Source organism: Citrobacter sp. A316 (assembly GCF_002042945.1).
Classification (GTDB): Bacteria; Pseudomonadota; Gammaproteobacteria; order Enterobacterales; family Enterobacteriaceae; genus Citrobacter; species Citrobacter portucalensis.
The window spans coordinates 30,715-46,917 of the sequence record NZ_MVFZ01000031.1 but is presented as its reverse complement, the minus strand read 5'-3'; the positions used below and the strand labels follow the sequence as shown (position 1 = coordinate 46,917).

General features: G+C 55.7%; 17 protein-coding genes and 1 pseudogene. 5 read left to right on the top strand and 13 right to left on the bottom strand.

Translation table 11 applies throughout. The features are described 5' to 3' along the window. Window positions 1-172: 172 nt before the first annotated feature. The 10 genes and pseudogenes from BZK41_RS27655 to BZK41_RS25585 all read right to left on the bottom strand — a co-directional run. Window positions 173-296, bottom strand: a pseudogene (locus BZK41_RS27655) (hypothetical protein); the annotation flags it as partial. A 115-nt stretch (window positions 297-411) separates the two neighbouring features. Continuing rightward, window positions 412-1,344, bottom strand: coding sequence for a homocysteine S-methyltransferase (gene mmuM / locus BZK41_RS25625; RefSeq protein WP_079940051.1), 933 nt, complete (start codon window positions 1,342-1,344; stop codon window positions 412-414). Then, window positions 1,331-2,734 (bottom strand): S-methylmethionine permease, encoded by a 1,404-nt coding sequence (gene mmuP / locus BZK41_RS25620; RefSeq protein WP_079940054.1) that lies wholly within the window; start codon window positions 2,732-2,734, stop codon window positions 1,331-1,333. Before mmuP ends, mmuM begins: the two co-directional genes overlap by 14 nt. A 274-nt stretch (window positions 2,735-3,008) precedes the next feature. Further along, on the bottom strand, window positions 3,009-4,220 hold the full coding sequence (gene mhpT, locus BZK41_RS25615) for a 3-(3-hydroxy-phenyl)propionate transporter MhpT (RefSeq protein ID WP_079940053.1): 1,212 nt from the start codon (window positions 4,218-4,220) through the stop codon (window positions 3,009-3,011). Between the two features lie 69 nt (window positions 4,221-4,289). Further along, a complete protein-coding gene (gene mhpE, locus BZK41_RS25610; protein ID WP_079940050.1) occupies window positions 4,290-5,303 on the bottom strand; it encodes a 4-hydroxy-2-oxovalerate aldolase in 1,014 nt (337 codons plus the stop codon). Then, window positions 5,300-6,250 (bottom strand): acetaldehyde dehydrogenase, encoded by a 951-nt coding sequence (mhpF, locus tag BZK41_RS25605; protein WP_079940049.1) that lies wholly within the window; start codon window positions 6,248-6,250, stop codon window positions 5,300-5,302. Before mhpF ends, mhpE begins: the two co-directional genes overlap by 4 nt. Beyond that, window positions 6,247-7,056: a 2-keto-4-pentenoate hydratase gene (gene mhpD, locus BZK41_RS25600; RefSeq protein ID WP_079940048.1), complete on the bottom strand. Its 810-nt coding sequence runs from the start codon at window positions 7,054-7,056 to the stop codon at window positions 6,247-6,249. The genes mhpF and mhpD overlap by 4 nt, the downstream gene beginning before the upstream one ends. 9 nt (window positions 7,057-7,065) lie before the next feature. Then, window positions 7,066-7,932: a 2-hydroxy-6-oxonona-2,4-dienedioate hydrolase gene (mhpC, locus tag BZK41_RS25595; protein ID WP_079940047.1), complete on the bottom strand. Its 867-nt coding sequence runs from the start codon at window positions 7,930-7,932 to the stop codon at window positions 7,066-7,068. 22 nt (window positions 7,933-7,954) lie between these two features. Further along, complete coding sequence (mhpB, locus tag BZK41_RS25590) at window positions 7,955-8,899, bottom strand: 2,3-dihydroxyphenylpropionate/2,3-dihydroxicinnamic acid 1,2-dioxygenase (RefSeq protein ID WP_079940046.1); 945 nt, start codon at window positions 8,897-8,899, stop codon at window positions 7,955-7,957. Between the two features lies 1 nt (window position 8,900). Beyond that, window positions 8,901-10,565: a bifunctional 3-(3-hydroxy-phenyl)propionate/3-hydroxycinnamic acid hydroxylase gene (locus BZK41_RS25585; protein ID WP_079940045.1), complete on the bottom strand. Its 1,665-nt coding sequence runs from the start codon at window positions 10,563-10,565 to the stop codon at window positions 8,901-8,903. 191 nt (window positions 10,566-10,756) lie between these two features. Here BZK41_RS25585 and BZK41_RS25580 point away from each other — a divergent pair, with 191 nt between their 5' ends. The 3 genes from BZK41_RS25580 (at window position 10,757) to BZK41_RS25570 (ending at window position 12,422) form a co-directional block, all read left to right on the top strand. Then, entirely contained in the window at window positions 10,757-11,569 is an 813-nt protein-coding gene (locus tag BZK41_RS25580) for a DNA-binding transcriptional regulator (RefSeq protein ID WP_003838640.1), read from the top strand. A 135-nt stretch (window positions 11,570-11,704) separates the two neighbouring features. Next, complete coding sequence (locus BZK41_RS25575) at window positions 11,705-12,001, top strand: putative quinol monooxygenase (protein ID WP_079940044.1); 297 nt, start codon at window positions 11,705-11,707, stop codon at window positions 11,999-12,001. Between the two features lie 25 nt (window positions 12,002-12,026). Next, entirely contained in the window at window positions 12,027-12,422 is a 396-nt protein-coding gene (locus BZK41_RS25570; RefSeq protein ID WP_079940052.1) for a VOC family protein, read from the top strand. Window positions 12,423-12,567: 145 nt separating this feature from the next. On the opposite strand, the gene BZK41_RS25565 is transcribed toward BZK41_RS25570, so the two are convergent. Together BZK41_RS25565 and BZK41_RS25560 are read right to left on the bottom strand one after the other, a co-directional pair. Next, complete coding sequence (locus tag BZK41_RS25565; protein WP_079940043.1) at window positions 12,568-13,044, bottom strand: cold-shock protein; 477 nt, start codon at window positions 13,042-13,044, stop codon at window positions 12,568-12,570. An 85-nt stretch (window positions 13,045-13,129) separates the two neighbouring features. After that, entirely contained in the window at window positions 13,130-13,375 is a 246-nt protein-coding gene (locus tag BZK41_RS25560; protein ID WP_079940042.1) for a DUF2543 family protein, read from the bottom strand. A gap of 376 nt (window positions 13,376-13,751) precedes the next feature. On the opposite strand from BZK41_RS25560, the gene BZK41_RS25555 reads away from it, so the two are divergent. Together BZK41_RS25555 and BZK41_RS25550 are read left to right on the top strand one after the other, a co-directional pair. Next, on the top strand, window positions 13,752-14,528 hold the full coding sequence (locus tag BZK41_RS25555; protein ID WP_079940041.1) for an MBL fold metallo-hydrolase: 777 nt from the start codon (window positions 13,752-13,754) through the stop codon (window positions 14,526-14,528). Between the two features lie 18 nt (window positions 14,529-14,546). After that, window positions 14,547-15,497 carry a helix-turn-helix domain-containing protein gene (locus BZK41_RS25550; RefSeq protein ID WP_079940040.1) on the top strand — a complete coding sequence of 317 codons (951 nt, stop codon included), beginning with the start codon at window positions 14,547-14,549 and terminating at the stop codon, window positions 15,495-15,497. On the opposite strand, the gene BZK41_RS25545 is transcribed toward BZK41_RS25550, so the two are convergent. Continuing rightward, on the bottom strand, window positions 15,494-16,156 hold the full coding sequence (locus tag BZK41_RS25545) for a class I SAM-dependent methyltransferase (protein WP_079940039.1): 663 nt from the start codon (window positions 16,154-16,156) through the stop codon (window positions 15,494-15,496). The genes BZK41_RS25550 and BZK41_RS25545 overlap by 4 nt on opposite strands. Window positions 16,157-16,203: the final 47 nt, after the last annotated feature.

Here is a 16,203-nt window from a genome sequence, read left to right as displayed (position 1 = left end):
AGCATGGAAGGATATAATCTAATAAGAAATCTTCCAAAAAAATTAACACTAGGATTTAGAATTGAATCATTGTCATTATTGATTTGCATTCCAATAATGATCGGTTTTTTAATCATTTTCTAAATAAAGGGACTCCACTGGAGTCCCTTCTTTAATTTTACTTCAATGCACCCTATATCTGGTCAACAATCCTGTCGTAAGTAGCAGCAGGTAATAACCCACTCACAAAAACGTTTGGATTCACTTTAGCGATCAGCTACTGGCGAATGTGATCTGTTACCTAAAATCACAATAGCCCTATCGCCACATCATTCACTGTTGACCCGATTAGGCGCTTGTGCCGCCCTCCGGCAATGCCTGATGCGCTGCGCTTATCAGGCCTACAGTGAATGGTGTAGGCCCGATAAACTCTCAGCTTCGCGCTTTTAGCGCGGCAATATCCGCAGGCGTGGTGCGACAGCACCCGCCAATCAACCGGGCGCCAGCGGCCTGCCACTGCGGCAGATAATCCGCCAGCTGCGCACAATGCTCACCGTGATGATGCCAGGTTTTGCTCACCGCATCGTACTGCTCGCCCGAGTTCGGATACACCACCAGCGGCAGCGCCGTTAAGCCGTGTAAATGCTGCAACGCAGCGGTGGTGTTTTCCAGTGCAATACAGTTAATGCCTAGCGCCACCACCTGCGGATAACCCGCCAGCAACGCAACCACGTCACGCAGCAGCGTACCGTCGCTCAGGTGCTCGCTGTCGCGCAGGGTAAATGAGAACCACGCCCGCGCACGCGGATATGCGGTCAACAGCTCAGCCAACGCCTCAATCTCGGCAAAATTCGGCAGGGTTTCGCAGGCCAGCAGATCGGCCCCGGCATCCAGCAAGGCTTCCACGCGCGGGCGATGAAACGCCTGAAATGCCTCAACGCTACAATGATAATCGCCACGGTATTCAGAGCCATCCGCCAGATACGCGCCGTAAGGCCCGACGGATCCCGCCACCAACAGCGTTCCCGCCTGCGGGTTCTCTGCCAGATACGCTTCACGGGCTTTACGAGCCAGCTCCACGCTTTTGCCAATCAGCGCTTTCGACTGCGCTTCATCCAGACCTCGCGCGGCGAAGCCCGCCGGCGTCGCCTGATAGCTGGCAGTGATCGCGCATTGCGCCCCCGCCCGGTAGTAATCAAGATGCACTTCGCGGATAAGCTCCGGGTTTTCTACCAGCACTTTGGCTGACCACAGGCTGTCGGCTAAGTTACACCCTCGCGCTTCCAGCTCCGTCGCCATCGCGCCATCCAGCAGCAGGATATCCTGTTTATCAAGGAGAGCGCGTAACGGATTATTCTGCGACATGTTCTGGCTCCTGTTTTGCGTTTCGGGGTTGAGTAAGGAAATAAGCACCATAGCACAACGCAACAAACGGTAACCCGCACCACAACGCAATTCTCTGCGCTGGATCGAATGCCAGCCCTACACAGGCCACCAGGCACAGCACAAAACCTAATACTGGCACCAGCGGATACCACGGCGCGCGATAATGTAATTCACTCAATGCCTTACCTTGTTGCAGATGACGGCGGCGAAAAACAAAATGCGAGGCGCAGATACTCAGCCACACCGCCACCACCGCAAACCCGGAGATTGCCGACAGCGCAACAAATACCGTATCCGGGGCCACCACGCTGGAAAACAGCGCCAGCACACCACCGAGCATACTGACTGACAGCGCCGTCAGCGGCACGCCGTTTTTCGTTACTCGCGCAAAACAGGCCGGTAGCGTACGTTCATTCGACAGCGACCACAGCATGCGCCCGGAAGCATATAACCCGGAGTTCGCCGCAGAAAGAATAGCCGTCAGGATCACGAAGTTAAAAATATCAGCGGCGTACGGGATCCCAACTTTCTCAAACACCAGCACAAACGGGCTTTTCTCCACGCCCGCCTGCTGCATCGGGATCAGCGCCGCCAGCACAAACACGGTGCCAATAAAGAAAATAATCAGTCGCGCGATGGTAGTACGAATCGCTACCGGGATAACTTTGCGCGGATTTTCCGTTTCACCAGCGGCAATGCCGATAAGCTCGGTACCCGAAAAAGCAAAGTTCACTGCCACCATAGTCATCAGGATCGGTAAGCCGCCGTGCGGGAACCAGCCTTCCGCCGTGATATTACTCAGCCCCGGCGCGGGGGAACCATCCTGCATCGGGAGAAAGCCGAAAATCGCCGCCCCGCCGAGGATGATAAAAGCGATGATAGTGACCACTTTGACCAGCGAGAACCAGAACTCCCCTTCGGCAAAAAAGTGCGTGGAGATCACATTCAGGCCAAAAATAATCGCACAGAACACCACGCACCAGATCCATACTGGCACCTGTGGAAACCAGTACTGCATACAGAATCCGGCGGCGGTAAAACTCGAACCCAGCGCCACGGTCCAGGTCAGCCAGTAGAGCCAGGCCACGGTATACCCCGTTGCCGGGCCAAGATAGCGCGCGGCATAGACGTGAAACGCCCCGGTCTCCGGCATCGCGACCGACAGCTCGCCCAGACACTGCATAACCAGCCAGACCACCAGCGCACCAATCAGATAGGCCAGCAGCGTTCCCGCCGCTCCGGTGGTGGAGATGATGTACCCGGTATTGAAGAATAATCCTGTGCCAATCACGCCGCCCAGGGAAAGCATAATCAGGTGACGCGTTTTCATTGTGCGCTTCAGTGGCGCATTTTGTTGTGTTGTTTGCATATAACCTTCTAAACGTATGGACATCTAAACATCCAAAGAAGGTTTGTTATACCGCGTTTGTTAACAGAATGCAAAGTCAACCCTGCACCAGACGCAGATGACCGCGCCGGGCGCTTAATAGCGGGTGGGGATTAATAATCAAATACAAAAAGGGCCGCCAGCTCATAACGCCTCCGTTGCCATGTTTTATCTAAACTTTGGCAACACAGTTGACTGACGGCGTTCACCCGGAAGTGGGAACCGAATCTCCCCACTCACACAAGCGAATGAATGCTTAAGCACCGCTGGCCGGGATCGGCATCTGCGATTTGCGGCTCATCAGAATAAATACCGCCAGGCCTGCCAGCAAAATGCCCGGCGCAGAAGCCGCCATCACTCCTACCGTTCCGGTGCCGAGCGCTAACATTTTCCCTGCCAGTAGCGGACCGCTCATCGCGCCCAGACGCCCGACTGCGACGGCGGTGCCCACGCCTGTGGCGCGGATCTGCGTGCTGTAAAACAGCGGCGCCAACGCATACAGCACGCTTTGCCCGCCGGTGGCAAACATCCCCGCCACAAATCCCGCCATTAGCATGCCGCTCAATGACGACACCGTACCCAGCGCCAGCAGTGAAGCCAACATTCCGGTGTAGATCAGCAGCGACATCACCACCGGGCGCAGTTTGTCCATTAACGCCCCGAGAATTAACGTGCCGCTGGCTGCGCCAATTTGCAGAGCAAACATCACACCCGCCGCCTGCGAGGGCTGAAAGCCCTGCTCCACCAGCAGCATCGGCAGCCAGTTGATCAGCATATACACCACCAGCAGGGTGAAGAAATAGCACAGCCACAGCAGCAGCGTGGCGCTCGCCGTCGCTGGCGCAAACAGGGCCCGCAACGGTGCGGCGACCACCTGCGTTTGTTGGGTATAAACCTGCGATTCCGGCAGCCAGCGCATCAACAGCGGTACCAGCAGCAGCGGGATCACCCCGCCTACCCAGAACACGGTTTGCCAGGCGGAGGCCAGACCGCTAAACCCGAGCGCTGCCGCCAGCGCCGCGCCAATCGGCACACCGCAGTACATCAGGCTCACCGCCGTACCGCGAAAACGCGGGCCCGCCGCCTCGGAGGTCAGCGCGATCAGGTTCGGCAACGCTGCGCCCAGCCCGACGCCGGTCATCAGACGGGCAAACACCAGCGATGAGAAATCCCAGGAAATCGCCGTCGCCAGCGAGAACAGGCCGAACAGCCCCACTGAGGCAATCAGAATGCGCTTGCGACCATAGCGGTCGGCCAACATGCCGCCCACAAGCGCGCCGGGCAGCAGCCCGAGAATGCCCGCGCTGAAGATCCAGCCCATCTGCATTTTATCCAGCGCAAACGCGTGGGCGATACCGACGGCAGCGATACCGGCGGCTTGTAAATCCAGCCCTTCCATCAGGGCAACTAAAAAGCAAAGCCCAACGGTCAACGTCAGGCGGTAAGATGCGGGGGTACGGGTCGTCATAAGATGTCCCTCTGAGGTCACGATGCAGGTGAATCGCGGCTGATACATTGCCAGCCGCGTAATCATTTTTTATTTGCGGTTGCGCAGATCCAGCGCCACGTCGACGATCATATCTTCCTGACCGCCCACCATCCGGCGTTTGCCCAGTTCCACCAGAATATCTACTGCGCTCAGGCCATAGCGTGCTGCCGCCACTTCGCAATGACGCAGGAAGCTGGAGTACACCCCGGCATAGCCCAGCGCCAGCGTTTCACGATCCACCCGCACCGGGCGGTCTTGTAGTGGACGCACCAGGTCATCGGCGGCGTCCATCAGCGCATACAGATCGGTGCCGTGCTGCCAGCCGAGTTTATCCGCAGCGGCGATAAACACTTCCAGCGGCGCGTTGCCCGCACCTGCGCCCATCCCCGCCAGACTGGCGTCGATACGGTCACACCCCTCCTCCACCGCGGCAATCGAGTTCGCCACGCCGAGGCTCAGGTTGTGATGCGCATGCATTCCGGTTTCTGTTTCCGGCTTCAGCACCGCTTTCAGTGCGCGGAAGCGGGCGCGAATATCGCTCATGTTCATTGCGCCGCCGGAATCGACCACATAGATACAGGTCGCGCCGTAGTTTTCCATCAGCTTCGCCTGCTGCGCCAGGTTCTCCGGAGTGGTCATATGGCTCATCATCAGAAAACCGACGGTATCCATGCCAAGCTCACGCGCATACTGAATATGCTGGGCCGACACGTCCGCTTCGGTACAGTGAGTCGCCACGCGCACTACCCGTGCGCCAGCCTGATACGCATTTTTCAGGTCATGAATAGTGCCGATCCCCGGCAGCAACAGCGTGGCGATTTTGGCATGTTTCACCACGTCCGCCGCCGCTTCAATCCACTCCAGGTCGCTATGCGCACCAAAGCCGTAGTTAAAGCTGGAACCTTGTAAACCGTCGCCGTGGGCCACTTCAATAGAATCAACCCGTGCGTCGTCCAACGCTTTGGCTATCTGGCGCACATTCTCCAGCGAATACTGATGACGAATGGCGTGCATACCGTCGCGCAGGGTCACGTCAGAGATATAGAGTTTTTTACCGTTCATGCTGCTTCTCCTGCCTGACGAGCGAGGGACTGCGCCATCTTCTCAGCGGTCGCCAGCGCGCTGGAGGTCATAATGTCGAGGTTGCCCGCATAGGCAGGTAAATAGTGCGCCGCGCCTTCCACTTCCAGATACACCGCGGTTTTCAGCCCAGAGAACTGGCCGATACCCGGCAGATTCACCGGTTTATCCTCCGGGATGACTTCAAACTGGACACGCTGTTTCAGGCGATAGCCCGGCACGTACGCCTGCACCGCCGCCGCCATCTCATTAATCGACGCTTCAATTTCAACTTCAGAGGCCGCTTCGCTCAACACATACACCGTGTCACGCATCATCAGCGGCGGCTCGGCCGGATTAAGGACAATAATGGCTTTGCCTTTTGCCGCGCCGCCGACCACTTCAATCGCCTTCGAAGTCGTTTCGGTAAACTCGTCGATATTGGCGCGGGTGCCCGGTCCTGCCGATTTACTGGCGATCGAGGCGATAATCTCGGCGTAATGGACTTTTGCCACGCGAGAAACTGCCGCCACCATCGGAATGGTCGCCTGTCCGCCGCAGGTCACCATATTGACGTTCTGCTGTTCAACGTTGGCGGCCAGATTCACCACCGGCACGCAGTACGGGCCGATTGCCGCGGGCGTCAGGTCGATCAGGCGGATGCCAGGTTTAACGGCGCGTAACGCGGCGTCGTTCTTCACATGCGCGCCTGCGCTGGTGGCATCAAACACGATGTCGATGTCGGCGAATTCCGGCATGGCGATAAGCCCTGTCACCCCTTCATGGGTGGTGGCAACGCCCATGCGCCGGGCACGCGCCAGACCATCTGATTCCGGATCGATACCGACCATCACCGCCATTTCCAGATGCACGCCGTGACGCAGAATTTTTATCATCAAATCGGTACCGATGTTGCCGGAGCCGATAATGGCGACTTTACGCTTACTCATGACTGACTTCCTTTTGTAACCGCCGCTGAAAAGGTGGCGGCGACTGAACCAATACCGTCGATATGGGCTTCGAAACGATCGCCCGCATTCACCGCCACCATCGGGCCTAACGCTCCGGTGAGGATAATGTCTCCGGCACGCAGCGGCTCGCCGAGGCTGGCCATTTTGCGCGCCAGCCAGACGGCAGCGTTGATCGGATGTCCCAGGCATTCGCTGCCGCGCCCGCTGGAGACCTCTTCGTTGTTGCGCGTCATTTTCATCGCGCAGTTTTTCAGATCTAATCCTGCCGGACGCTGTGCCGGACTGCCGACCACATACACGCCACAGGAGGCGTTATCCGCCACGGTATCAACAAATTTGATCGACCAGTCGCGGATACGGCTGCCGACCACTTCCAGTGCGGGAAGTACCCACTCGATGGCGTTGTAAAGCTCATCAAACGTGGTGTCGGTATTGGGCAGATCGCGGTTCAGCACCAGCGCAATCTCCGCTTCAATCCGCGGTTGCAGCACGCGGGAAAACGGGATGGTTTCGTTATCGCCATAACACATATCAGCAAACAGCGTGCCGAAGTCCGGTTGATCGACGCCCAGCTGCTGCTGCACTTTAGGGTGTGTCAGCCCCACTTTGCGCCCGACCACACGACGCCCGCGCGCCACGTCGTACTGCACGTTGATGCGCTGAATGGCGTAGGCCGCTTCGGCGTTATCCACACCAATCAATTCACGCAGCGGGGCGATGGATTCCCCTTTTTCTTCAGCCTGACGTAAATCAGCGGCCAGCTGCTCAAGATTACGATTCGTCATGTCCGTTCCTTAAGGGCGAGCGAGGAAGTTCAGCACCAGTTGGTTAAAGGCATCCGCATGCTCCCACTGCGCCCAGTGCCCGCAGTCGCGGTAGATGTGCAGCTCAGAACCGGCAATCCCGGAAAGCAGGCGCAGACCGGCATCCATCGGCACAAAGCGGTCATTGCGTCCCCAGACAATCAGGGTCTGGGCTTTGATTTCCCCCAGACGCGGGCTGAAATCCGGGAACTGTTTCGGGTTGGCCTCCAGACTCAGGACAAAGTTTTCCAGATGATCGCGACGCGACAGCATGTTGTTCAAACGCGCTTCGAACAGCGCCTCGGTCAGGTCGCTGGTATCGAAGACAAAGATATCCATCATCAGCTTCAGATTCTCGATGGTCGGCTCGCGATACAGCTGATTCAGGCGCTTGATTCCTTCGGTTGGCATCGGGGTAAACAGGCTCATGCCGCCCGTTCCGCCGCCCATCAGTACCAGCTTGCCCACGCGCTCCGGCCAGCTCAAAGTAAACGCCACGGCACTGTGACCGCCCATCGAGTTACCCAGCAGGTGGACTGTTTGAATATCCAACTGATCAACCACGCTCTTCAGGATGCGAGCATTGAGATCGGATCGCGAACCGCGGTTAACGATCCCATCGCTTTTGCCCCAGCCAGGACAATCCAGCAGGATCACCCGGTATCCAGCTTCCACTAGCGGATCGATATTGCGGCTGAAGTTTGCCCAGCCCGTTGCACCCGGACCAGAGCCATGCAGCAGCACGACGGTCTCATCGCCCTGCCCACAGTCATTAAAATGCACGCGTAGGGTTTCGCCTGCTTCCTGTACCTCCAGAAAACGACTGGTAGCGGCTTCGGTTTGCGGTTGGTAAGTCATGATGTTCTCCTGCATATTCAGTTCAGTTCTGTGTAGTGGCACTCAGGGAGCCGAATCCGGCGATCCACTCCGGGATCGGACGGTAATAACGGCCTTCGCTGCGCCAACTGCCAAAGGCAGAAATGGCGGCAAAGGCGGCAACCCAGGTTTTAACTTCGTGCGTTGATTTGCCCGCCATCGCGGACAGCTCTTCGTTACTGACCGCGTCCAGTTCCTGCAAACGCCCCTGCTCAAGCAGGGTCATAAAACGGTTATCCCAGACGGGGTTAAGCGGGTGCAGCGTGTTTTGATCGACCACAAACTTCTCGGCGGCGCTAATCACCCGCTGCTGGCGCAGCTCACGCTCGTTTTCAGGCAACTGTTTTCCGCTGCCGAGCAGGCGGTCACGCATATGGGCATCAGCCTTCGCCAGCTCCGGTACCGGTGGCTGATGCGACAGACCACCGGAGCCTAAAAACAGCACGCGCTTATTCAGCGAGCTGGCGAAACGGCCAATCGCTTCACCGAGCATGCGGGTGCGCTGAAAGCCCGGCAGCGGCGTGGCGACGCCGTTAATAAACACCGGCAGCACCGGCACCTTATCCAGACCACCGAGCAAAAACTCCAGCGGCTGCGCGAAGCCATGATCGACCTGCATGTTGTAGGACACGGCGAGATCGATACCGCTTTTCATCACCGCGTGGGCGCAGGCTTCAGCGAGATCTGTCGGCACCGGCAGTTCCCCCGCCGCGCTGCCGAAATCACCAATCGCCGTAGCGCCAACGCCTAAACAGAACGGCGGCATCACGTCGTAGAAAAATCCGTTGTAGTGATCGGGGGCAAACAGCACTACCAGTTCAGGTTCGAACGCCGCAATACGCGCCCGGGCGCTGGCGATCACGCCGTTAACCTCGTCGAGCACAGCCTGTGCCGGGTCGACATAGCCCACCAGAGGCGAATGGGAAAGACAGTGAAGATAAGCGTGCATATCAGGCAACCTTTTCAACAGGAATGTCGGCAGTAGCGCGAGTGAGCGTCATCACCGACGCCAGTTTATTCAGGGTGCTGCCCAGGGTTTGCGGAATGGCGATGGCGGCGACAAAGCGGTCCGGGCGCATGACTACCAGCGCGGCGTTGTGCTGGGCAAACCACGCGCGCAGGCGGTTTTGCGTATCGCCAATGCGGGTAACGCCATCGTGGTTATCCTGATCGGTATGTATCTGCGTATCCGGCACGACCTGGATAAAACGCGTCCCCAGCGCCTGCCACTGTTGGATCTGCGCCTCGCTCATGCCCCATAGCGGGTTACAACCCCAGCCAATCACCGCGAAATTCGGTCCGATGACGTTGTCGAGCAGCGTCACTTCACCTGATTCCAGCGTCACCTTCGGCTGGATAAACATCTTGCCGACCGGTGACGTTTTCACGTCGCCTTCACGCAACAGCGCCCCGGCGTGGTACTGCGGCATGGGTTTAAAGCGCATTTCAAGGAAGTAGCGTTTGACCGGCGGAATATAGTTCAGCAGCCAGGAAACCCCGTCGCGCACCGCACCATGCCAGCGTTTGGGCGGTGCAAGTACGTTGCCTGCGGTCACGGAGAGGTCGATCATCGCTTTGGCGTGGTCGCGGCGTTCCTGCTGGTAGGTATCCAACAGCGCATCGCCGGCTTTACCGTTAATCACCAGCGCCAGTTTCCACGCCAGGTTAAAGGCATCGCGCATGCCGCTGTTGTACCCCTGCCCCTGCCAGACCGGCATAATGTGCGCCGCATCGCCCGCCAGCAGCACGCGGTCAATGCGAAAACGTTCGGCCAGACGGGCGTTATGGGTATACACGCGCTGGCGGATCAGCTCGACGTTGTCCGGGTTCGGCAGCACTTTGCTCAAGAGCTGGCGCATATTCTGCGGCTCGCTAAGCTGCGCTTCGGTTTCCCCCGGCATCACCATAAATTCGAAACGGCGCACCGCATGCGGCAGCGCGGCGGAGACGTACGGGCGCACCGGATCGCAGCACAGATACACATGCGGCGTGCTGAGCGGATCGTTGGCGATATCTACCACAATCCACTGATTCGGCGCGGTTTTACCTTCAAACGGCACGTTCAGCGAGCGTCTGACGTTGCTGCCGCCGCCGTCACAAGCCACCAGCCACTGGGCCTTCACCGTTTCACGTTGACCGTCCGGCGCTTTCAGATTCAGCGTCACTTCGCCGTTTTGCTGGCTGAAGGCCTCAAGCTCGCGGGAGAACAGGCAGCGCACGTTGGGAAAACGCGACAACCCTTCCAGCATCACCGCGTCCACCTGCGGCTGAATAAACGCATTGCGGCGCGACCAGCCAAATTCGTCAGTCATCGGCTGGATATCAGCAAAACAGCGGCCTTTCGGGGTGAGAAAGCGCATCGCATGCCACGGCGTGGTGTGCGGCAAAACGTTCTCGACCAGACCCACAGACTGCATGGTGCGTAACGCTTCATCGTCAATGCCGATGGCGCGAGGATAGTCGATCAGCGTGTCGAGCTTCTCCACTACCAACACCTCAATGCCCATCTGGCCAAGATAATTGGCCATCATTAGCCCTACCGGACCGGCACCAGCAATCGCCACCTGCGCGGTATGCTGCACAGCGGGTTGGATATCCGGGTTTTTTGTTGTCATTTCAGAACCTCACGACTCGGACAAAACGCAATTGCAGACCCTGGTGAGGCGCAATCTGTTTTGTTAAAAATATGTGAATAATTTTTTGTTGTGCGGTCAGTATAGGAGTGAGTTTTTGCGCTACAATCAAAACATGCCTGGATGTGCACTAAGTGCACAACGTTGTTTTACCTGTAGATTTGTCAATAAATATGAAAAATGACGAGAGCACTGAGTACAAAACCGTACGCGGATTAACGCGCGGATTAATGTTATTAAATATGTTAAACCGCCTTGATGGTGGGGCCAGTGTTGGCTTACTTGCTGAGTTAAGCGGCCTGCATCGCACCACGGTCAGACGACTGCTGGAAACCCTGCAGGATGAGGGTTACGTCCGGCGCAGCCTGTCCGATGACAGCTTTCGCTTAACCATTAAAGTCCGCCAGCTCAGCGAGGGGTTTCGTGACGAGCAGTGGATTTCTGCACTCGCCGCCCCGCTGCTGGGGGATTTGCTGCGCGAGGTCATCTGGCCGACCGACGTTTCCACGCTGGATGTGGACGCGATGGTGGTACGTGAAACCACCCACCGCTTCAGCCGACTGTCATTTCACCGGGCGATGGTAGGGCGTCGTTTGCCACTGCTGAAAACCGCATCCGGCCTGACCTGGCTGGCATTTTGCCCGGAGAATGAACGTCAGGAACTGATTGAAATGCTGGCCTCGCGACCGGGAGAAGAGTTCCAGCTTGCGCGCGAACCGCTGAAGCTCAATGCCATTTTGACCCGCGCGCGAAAAGACGGTTTTGGCCAGAACTTTCGCGGTTGGGATCAGGAAGAGAAAATCGCTTCTATCGCCGTCCCCATCCGCAGCGAACAGCGGGTGATCGGCTGCCTGAATCTGGTGTATATGGCCAGCGCCATGACCATCGAACAGGCTGCAGAAAAGCATCTTCCAGCCTTACAAAAGGTGGCGAAACAGATAGAGGACGGCGTCGAGTCGCAGGAGATTTTGGTTGCCGGGAGGTGAGATGGATCACAGTTATGCGGATCATCTGATTGATAGCTGGCATAATTCACTAACCGACCGATAAAACTCTATGACGCCTTGCCCAAAAAATATCTTCATTACATAGTGTGCATTCGTTTTCTGCCAGGAGGCTGCATGTTAAAGGTCATTGCTGAGGATTTTATCAAACCTGAGTATATTGAAACCGTTCTCCCGTTGTATCGTGAGCTAATATCGGCAACGAAGAAAGAACCGCATTGTATTGCTTACGACCTCTATATTGATGAAAAAGATCCGAGCCATTTTATTTTTATCGAAGAATGGCCAAACCACGCAGCTCTTGATGAACATTGTGCCAGCGAGCATTTCCGACGACTTGTACCACTAATCGATCAATACACGCGCCAGGAAGCACGTTACATATTGATGGATGGAGTAGTGAACCCTCATTAATATTAACTTTATGCAGGAGAACATATTGAAAAAGCATAAAAAATGTCTGGGATATATTTCGATTGTTGTCGATGATTACGACAGAGCTATCGATTATTACACCAACAAACTCGGTTTTACCCTGGTTGAAGATACTCCGCAGCCGGGGAAACGTTGGGTTGTGGTATCGCCGAACCCGGACAGTGATTGTCATTTGCTACTCTCCAGGGCTGCTAATGAAACTCAGGAAGCGTTCATCGGTAACCAGTGTGGCGGGCGGGTCTTCCTGTTTCTGCAAACTGATGATTTCTGGCGTGATTACAATACAATGAAGACAGCTGGTGTTCAGTTCTGCGAAGCTCCCAGAGAAGAAGAATACGGTACCGTGGTAGTCTTTGAGGATCTCTATGGTAATCGATGGGATTTACTACAGAGAAAGTAAACACCATATGTAACCATTAACGTTATCTGACTCAACTGGATATACATTTCTGGCACAAAATTGTTCTTCCCGCGCCACAAATAAAAAAACCGAAACCCGCTTCTGAAAAGAGCAGCGTTCCGGTTTTTATTCAGTCTGAAGGGTTTCAGACTTTAAGCAGTTTCACCGTCGCGTCGATGTCGATTTCATCTTCCGAGAAGATCAGCGTCGTGCCCTGGAAGGTGGTGATGGCCAGCTTTTTCAGCGTGCGCATTTCGCCAGGCTTGGCGTCTGATTTCGGTCGGATGCTATTCATCAGCACGCCAACAGACAGCACCGCATTTTCTTTGTCGATACGAGTCTCAGCAGGGACTTCTTCGCTGTAGACCAGGTATGACTTGATCGCCGTGAGCTTCAGACGCTCGCCTGCGATATAGATGTATTTGCTGTCTGGTATGACTTTTACCGCGTAGGCAGACAAGCCTTTGTTGTTGGTGGTGGGCTCAAAAGTCACCGCCGCGTCTTTCTTGATCAGCTCAGGATTAGCAACCTTAATCACATGAAAATAACGGTTGTCGCCGTTTTCATCTTTGATAAATCCAAAGCCTTTATCTTTAAACCACGTTGTGATTGTTCCGTTCATTGCTGTTTCCGCCTGATTAACCTATTACTCGTAGAGTATACCTACTCAATTTGCGCGCAGTGTAAAACACAGGCCATGTCTTTGGCTACTCGTTACCCCAACGATTGAGGAACTCTGCGATATCATCGATACGCTGAGCGTCGACACCTGCCACGGTAGCCATCTCCTGCTGCGCTTCTTCGCTGATCTCTTCGTTGTTCATCAAACGGGTGATCAACTGCTGGAAGTAGTGCGCCAGCGCATCACGTTCTGTGTCGCTCACCAGCTTTGCGGCCTCGGTCGCGTACTCGTCGGCGATATCATAATATTTAAGCGGAATGTCGTTGTTCATCAGTTGCTCCGGGGTAAATGCGTGTGCCAGCAGTTGCCTGCCGCGTCTGATGTGAATGATAGCATTCTTATTTCATGGTTCGCGATCTGTTTTATTGGCCACTATGTATTACATATATCAATAATGTTTTCTGGCACCACTTCGTATTTAATAAACTCTTCCATATTTAAATAACAGTATTCTTATTCAGTTCGATATAATGGCTGCGAATTAAATAATAAGTCTGGAAGGAAATATTAATTTACTTTAATTACATAATTGATATCTGTCATCTGCAGTTGGCCCAATCCCATCGCTAGTCGCCCATTTGCCCACATTCATCTTCTGGACAACACTCTACGATGACACCACTGACCCAACACGTGGAGCAAACACCATGAACATCACGCAAATCCGTAACGCCACGCAGCACATCACCTTTGGTGGCAAAACCTTTCTGATCGACCCTATGCTGGCGGCAAAAGGCACTTATCCGGGCTTTGCTGGAACGGCACGCGCCGAGATCCGCAACCCGACCGTTGATCTGCCCGTCGATATCGACACGCTGCTCAACGTTGATGCGCTGATCGTGACCCATCTGCATGAAGACCACTGGGATGAAGCCGCGGCTCGTGTCGTGCCGAAAGACAAACCGATTTATGTGCAAAACGATCGCGATGCGCAGGTACTGCGGGAACAAGGTTTCACGCAACTGACCGTACTGACGCAAAACACCGCGCTTGGCGATATCACCCTGCGTAAAACAGGCGGCCAGCACGGTTCGGATCGCGCTTACGCCATCCCGCAAATGGCAGAGCGTCTGGGTGATGCCTGCGGGGTTATCTTCCAGCATCCGGCGGAAAAAACGCTGTATCTGGTCGGGGACACCATCTGGCGCGACGAGGTGGAAACCAACATGCGGACGTTCCAACCAGGCGTAGTCATTCTGAACGCAGGCTTTGCCCACGTTATCGGTTTTGGCCCAATTATCATGGGCGCGGAAGATGTGCTAAAAACCCACTTCACGCTGCCCGAAGCACAAATTGTGGCGACCCACATGGAGGCGATTAACCACTGTCTGCTGACTCGCTCAGCCTTGAAAGAGTACGCCCGCGACAACCAGATTGCGCAATTCGTTAACGTGCCGGAAGATGGCGAAACCCTGACGTTTTAAACTCCACAGAGGAATCGTATGCAACCGCTTAACGTCGCCATTGTTGCCGTGGAAGATTTCAGCCCGTTTCACTTCTCGGTGCCGTGCATTATTTTTAGCGACAAAGTAGCGGCGAAAAAGCGCTTTGAGGTGCAACTGTGCGCTGAACAGCCGGGCATCGTTTCCTCGCAGGATGGCTTCTCCATTACCGCAGCCTACGGCTATGAAGCGGTGGAGGCCGCCGATATTGTGGTGATCCCCTGGTGGGGCACCACCGCGCATCGGCCACCACAAAGCCTGCTTGATGCGCTCAACCGCGCCCGACAAAACGGCGCGCAGATTGTCGGGCTATGTCTGGGCGCGTTTGTTCTCGGCTATGCCGGTCTGCTGGATGGCAAACGGGCGGCTACGCACTGGGAGTTCGAACAGGATTTTCAGGCGCGCTTTCCGGCCGCTCGTCTGGATATCAACGCGCTATACGTGGATGACGACGGTATTATTACTTCGGCAGGCACCGCCGCCGCGCTGGATTGCTGCCTGTACGTCATCCGCCAGCGTTTTGGCAGCACTGTGGCGAATCAGATTGCCCGACGGATGATTGTGCCGCCACATCGCGAGGGCGGCCAGGCGCAGTTTATTGAGCAGCCGGTGGCGAAAAATACCAAAGATCAGCGCATCAACGTCCTGCTCGACTATTTGCGCCAGCATCTCCATGAACCACATAACCTCGACGAGCTGGCGCAACGGGTGATGATGAGTCGTCGCACCCTCACCCGTCATTTTATGAAAGCCACCGGATCAAGCGTGGCTGAATGGTTGATTGCCGAGCGCCTGCGCCGTAGCCAGACGTTGCTGGAGTCCAGCCAGTTACCCGTTGAACGCATCGCCGAACAGGTTGGTTTTCAGTCGCCCGTCACCTGGCGCCAGCATTTTAAATCCCACTTTGGCGTTAGCCCGGCTGAATGGCGTAAAACCTTTCGCGGCGATTAGCCTCTTTTTTGCGCCAGCCAGACGGTGTGCCCGGTGCAGTGCGGATCTTCCATCACCATCTCAACCACCGCAAAACCATGCGCTGACAGCAATGCGCGGTATTCGTCCGGCGCGAGGCTGGCGTGAAACAGCGGCTCACCCTCAAATTGCCCCATCGCGATGCCGTTGTCCGTGCCGCTGGTAAACATCAGTGCGCTGCCGGGATGGCTTAGGCGGTCAAAAATCGGGAACATCTTTTGCTGGTCCTGCTGAGTTAAATGGAAAAAGCTGTCCCAGGCGATCAGACCATCGAAAGTCTCATTGAGTGCCAGCTCGCGCATATCCTGCTCCAGCCAGCGCTGTGCGGGAAAAGTGTTCCGGGCCCGTGCCAGCATCGCCGGGGAACCATCAACGCCGGTAAGCTGAAAACCTTGCTGGATAAAATAACCGGCGATCGGCTGACCGTTGCCGCAGCCAATATCCACAATGCTGCCCTGCCCGCCGATCACGGAAATAAACTTATCGAGCCAGCTTTTCTCGAACAAGGTGCGCGAGCGCTGGCTGGCAAAGGCATCCGCATAACGTCGGTAGATGGACAGAATATTATTTGCCGCAGAATCGCTCACAATGTCCTCACTTTTTTCTTCTGTTAGGTATAACGACGATAAATCCTTCAGCACACTATCCTCAAACCCTGGAATGTGCCTCGCAGAACCCATGCGCAAAT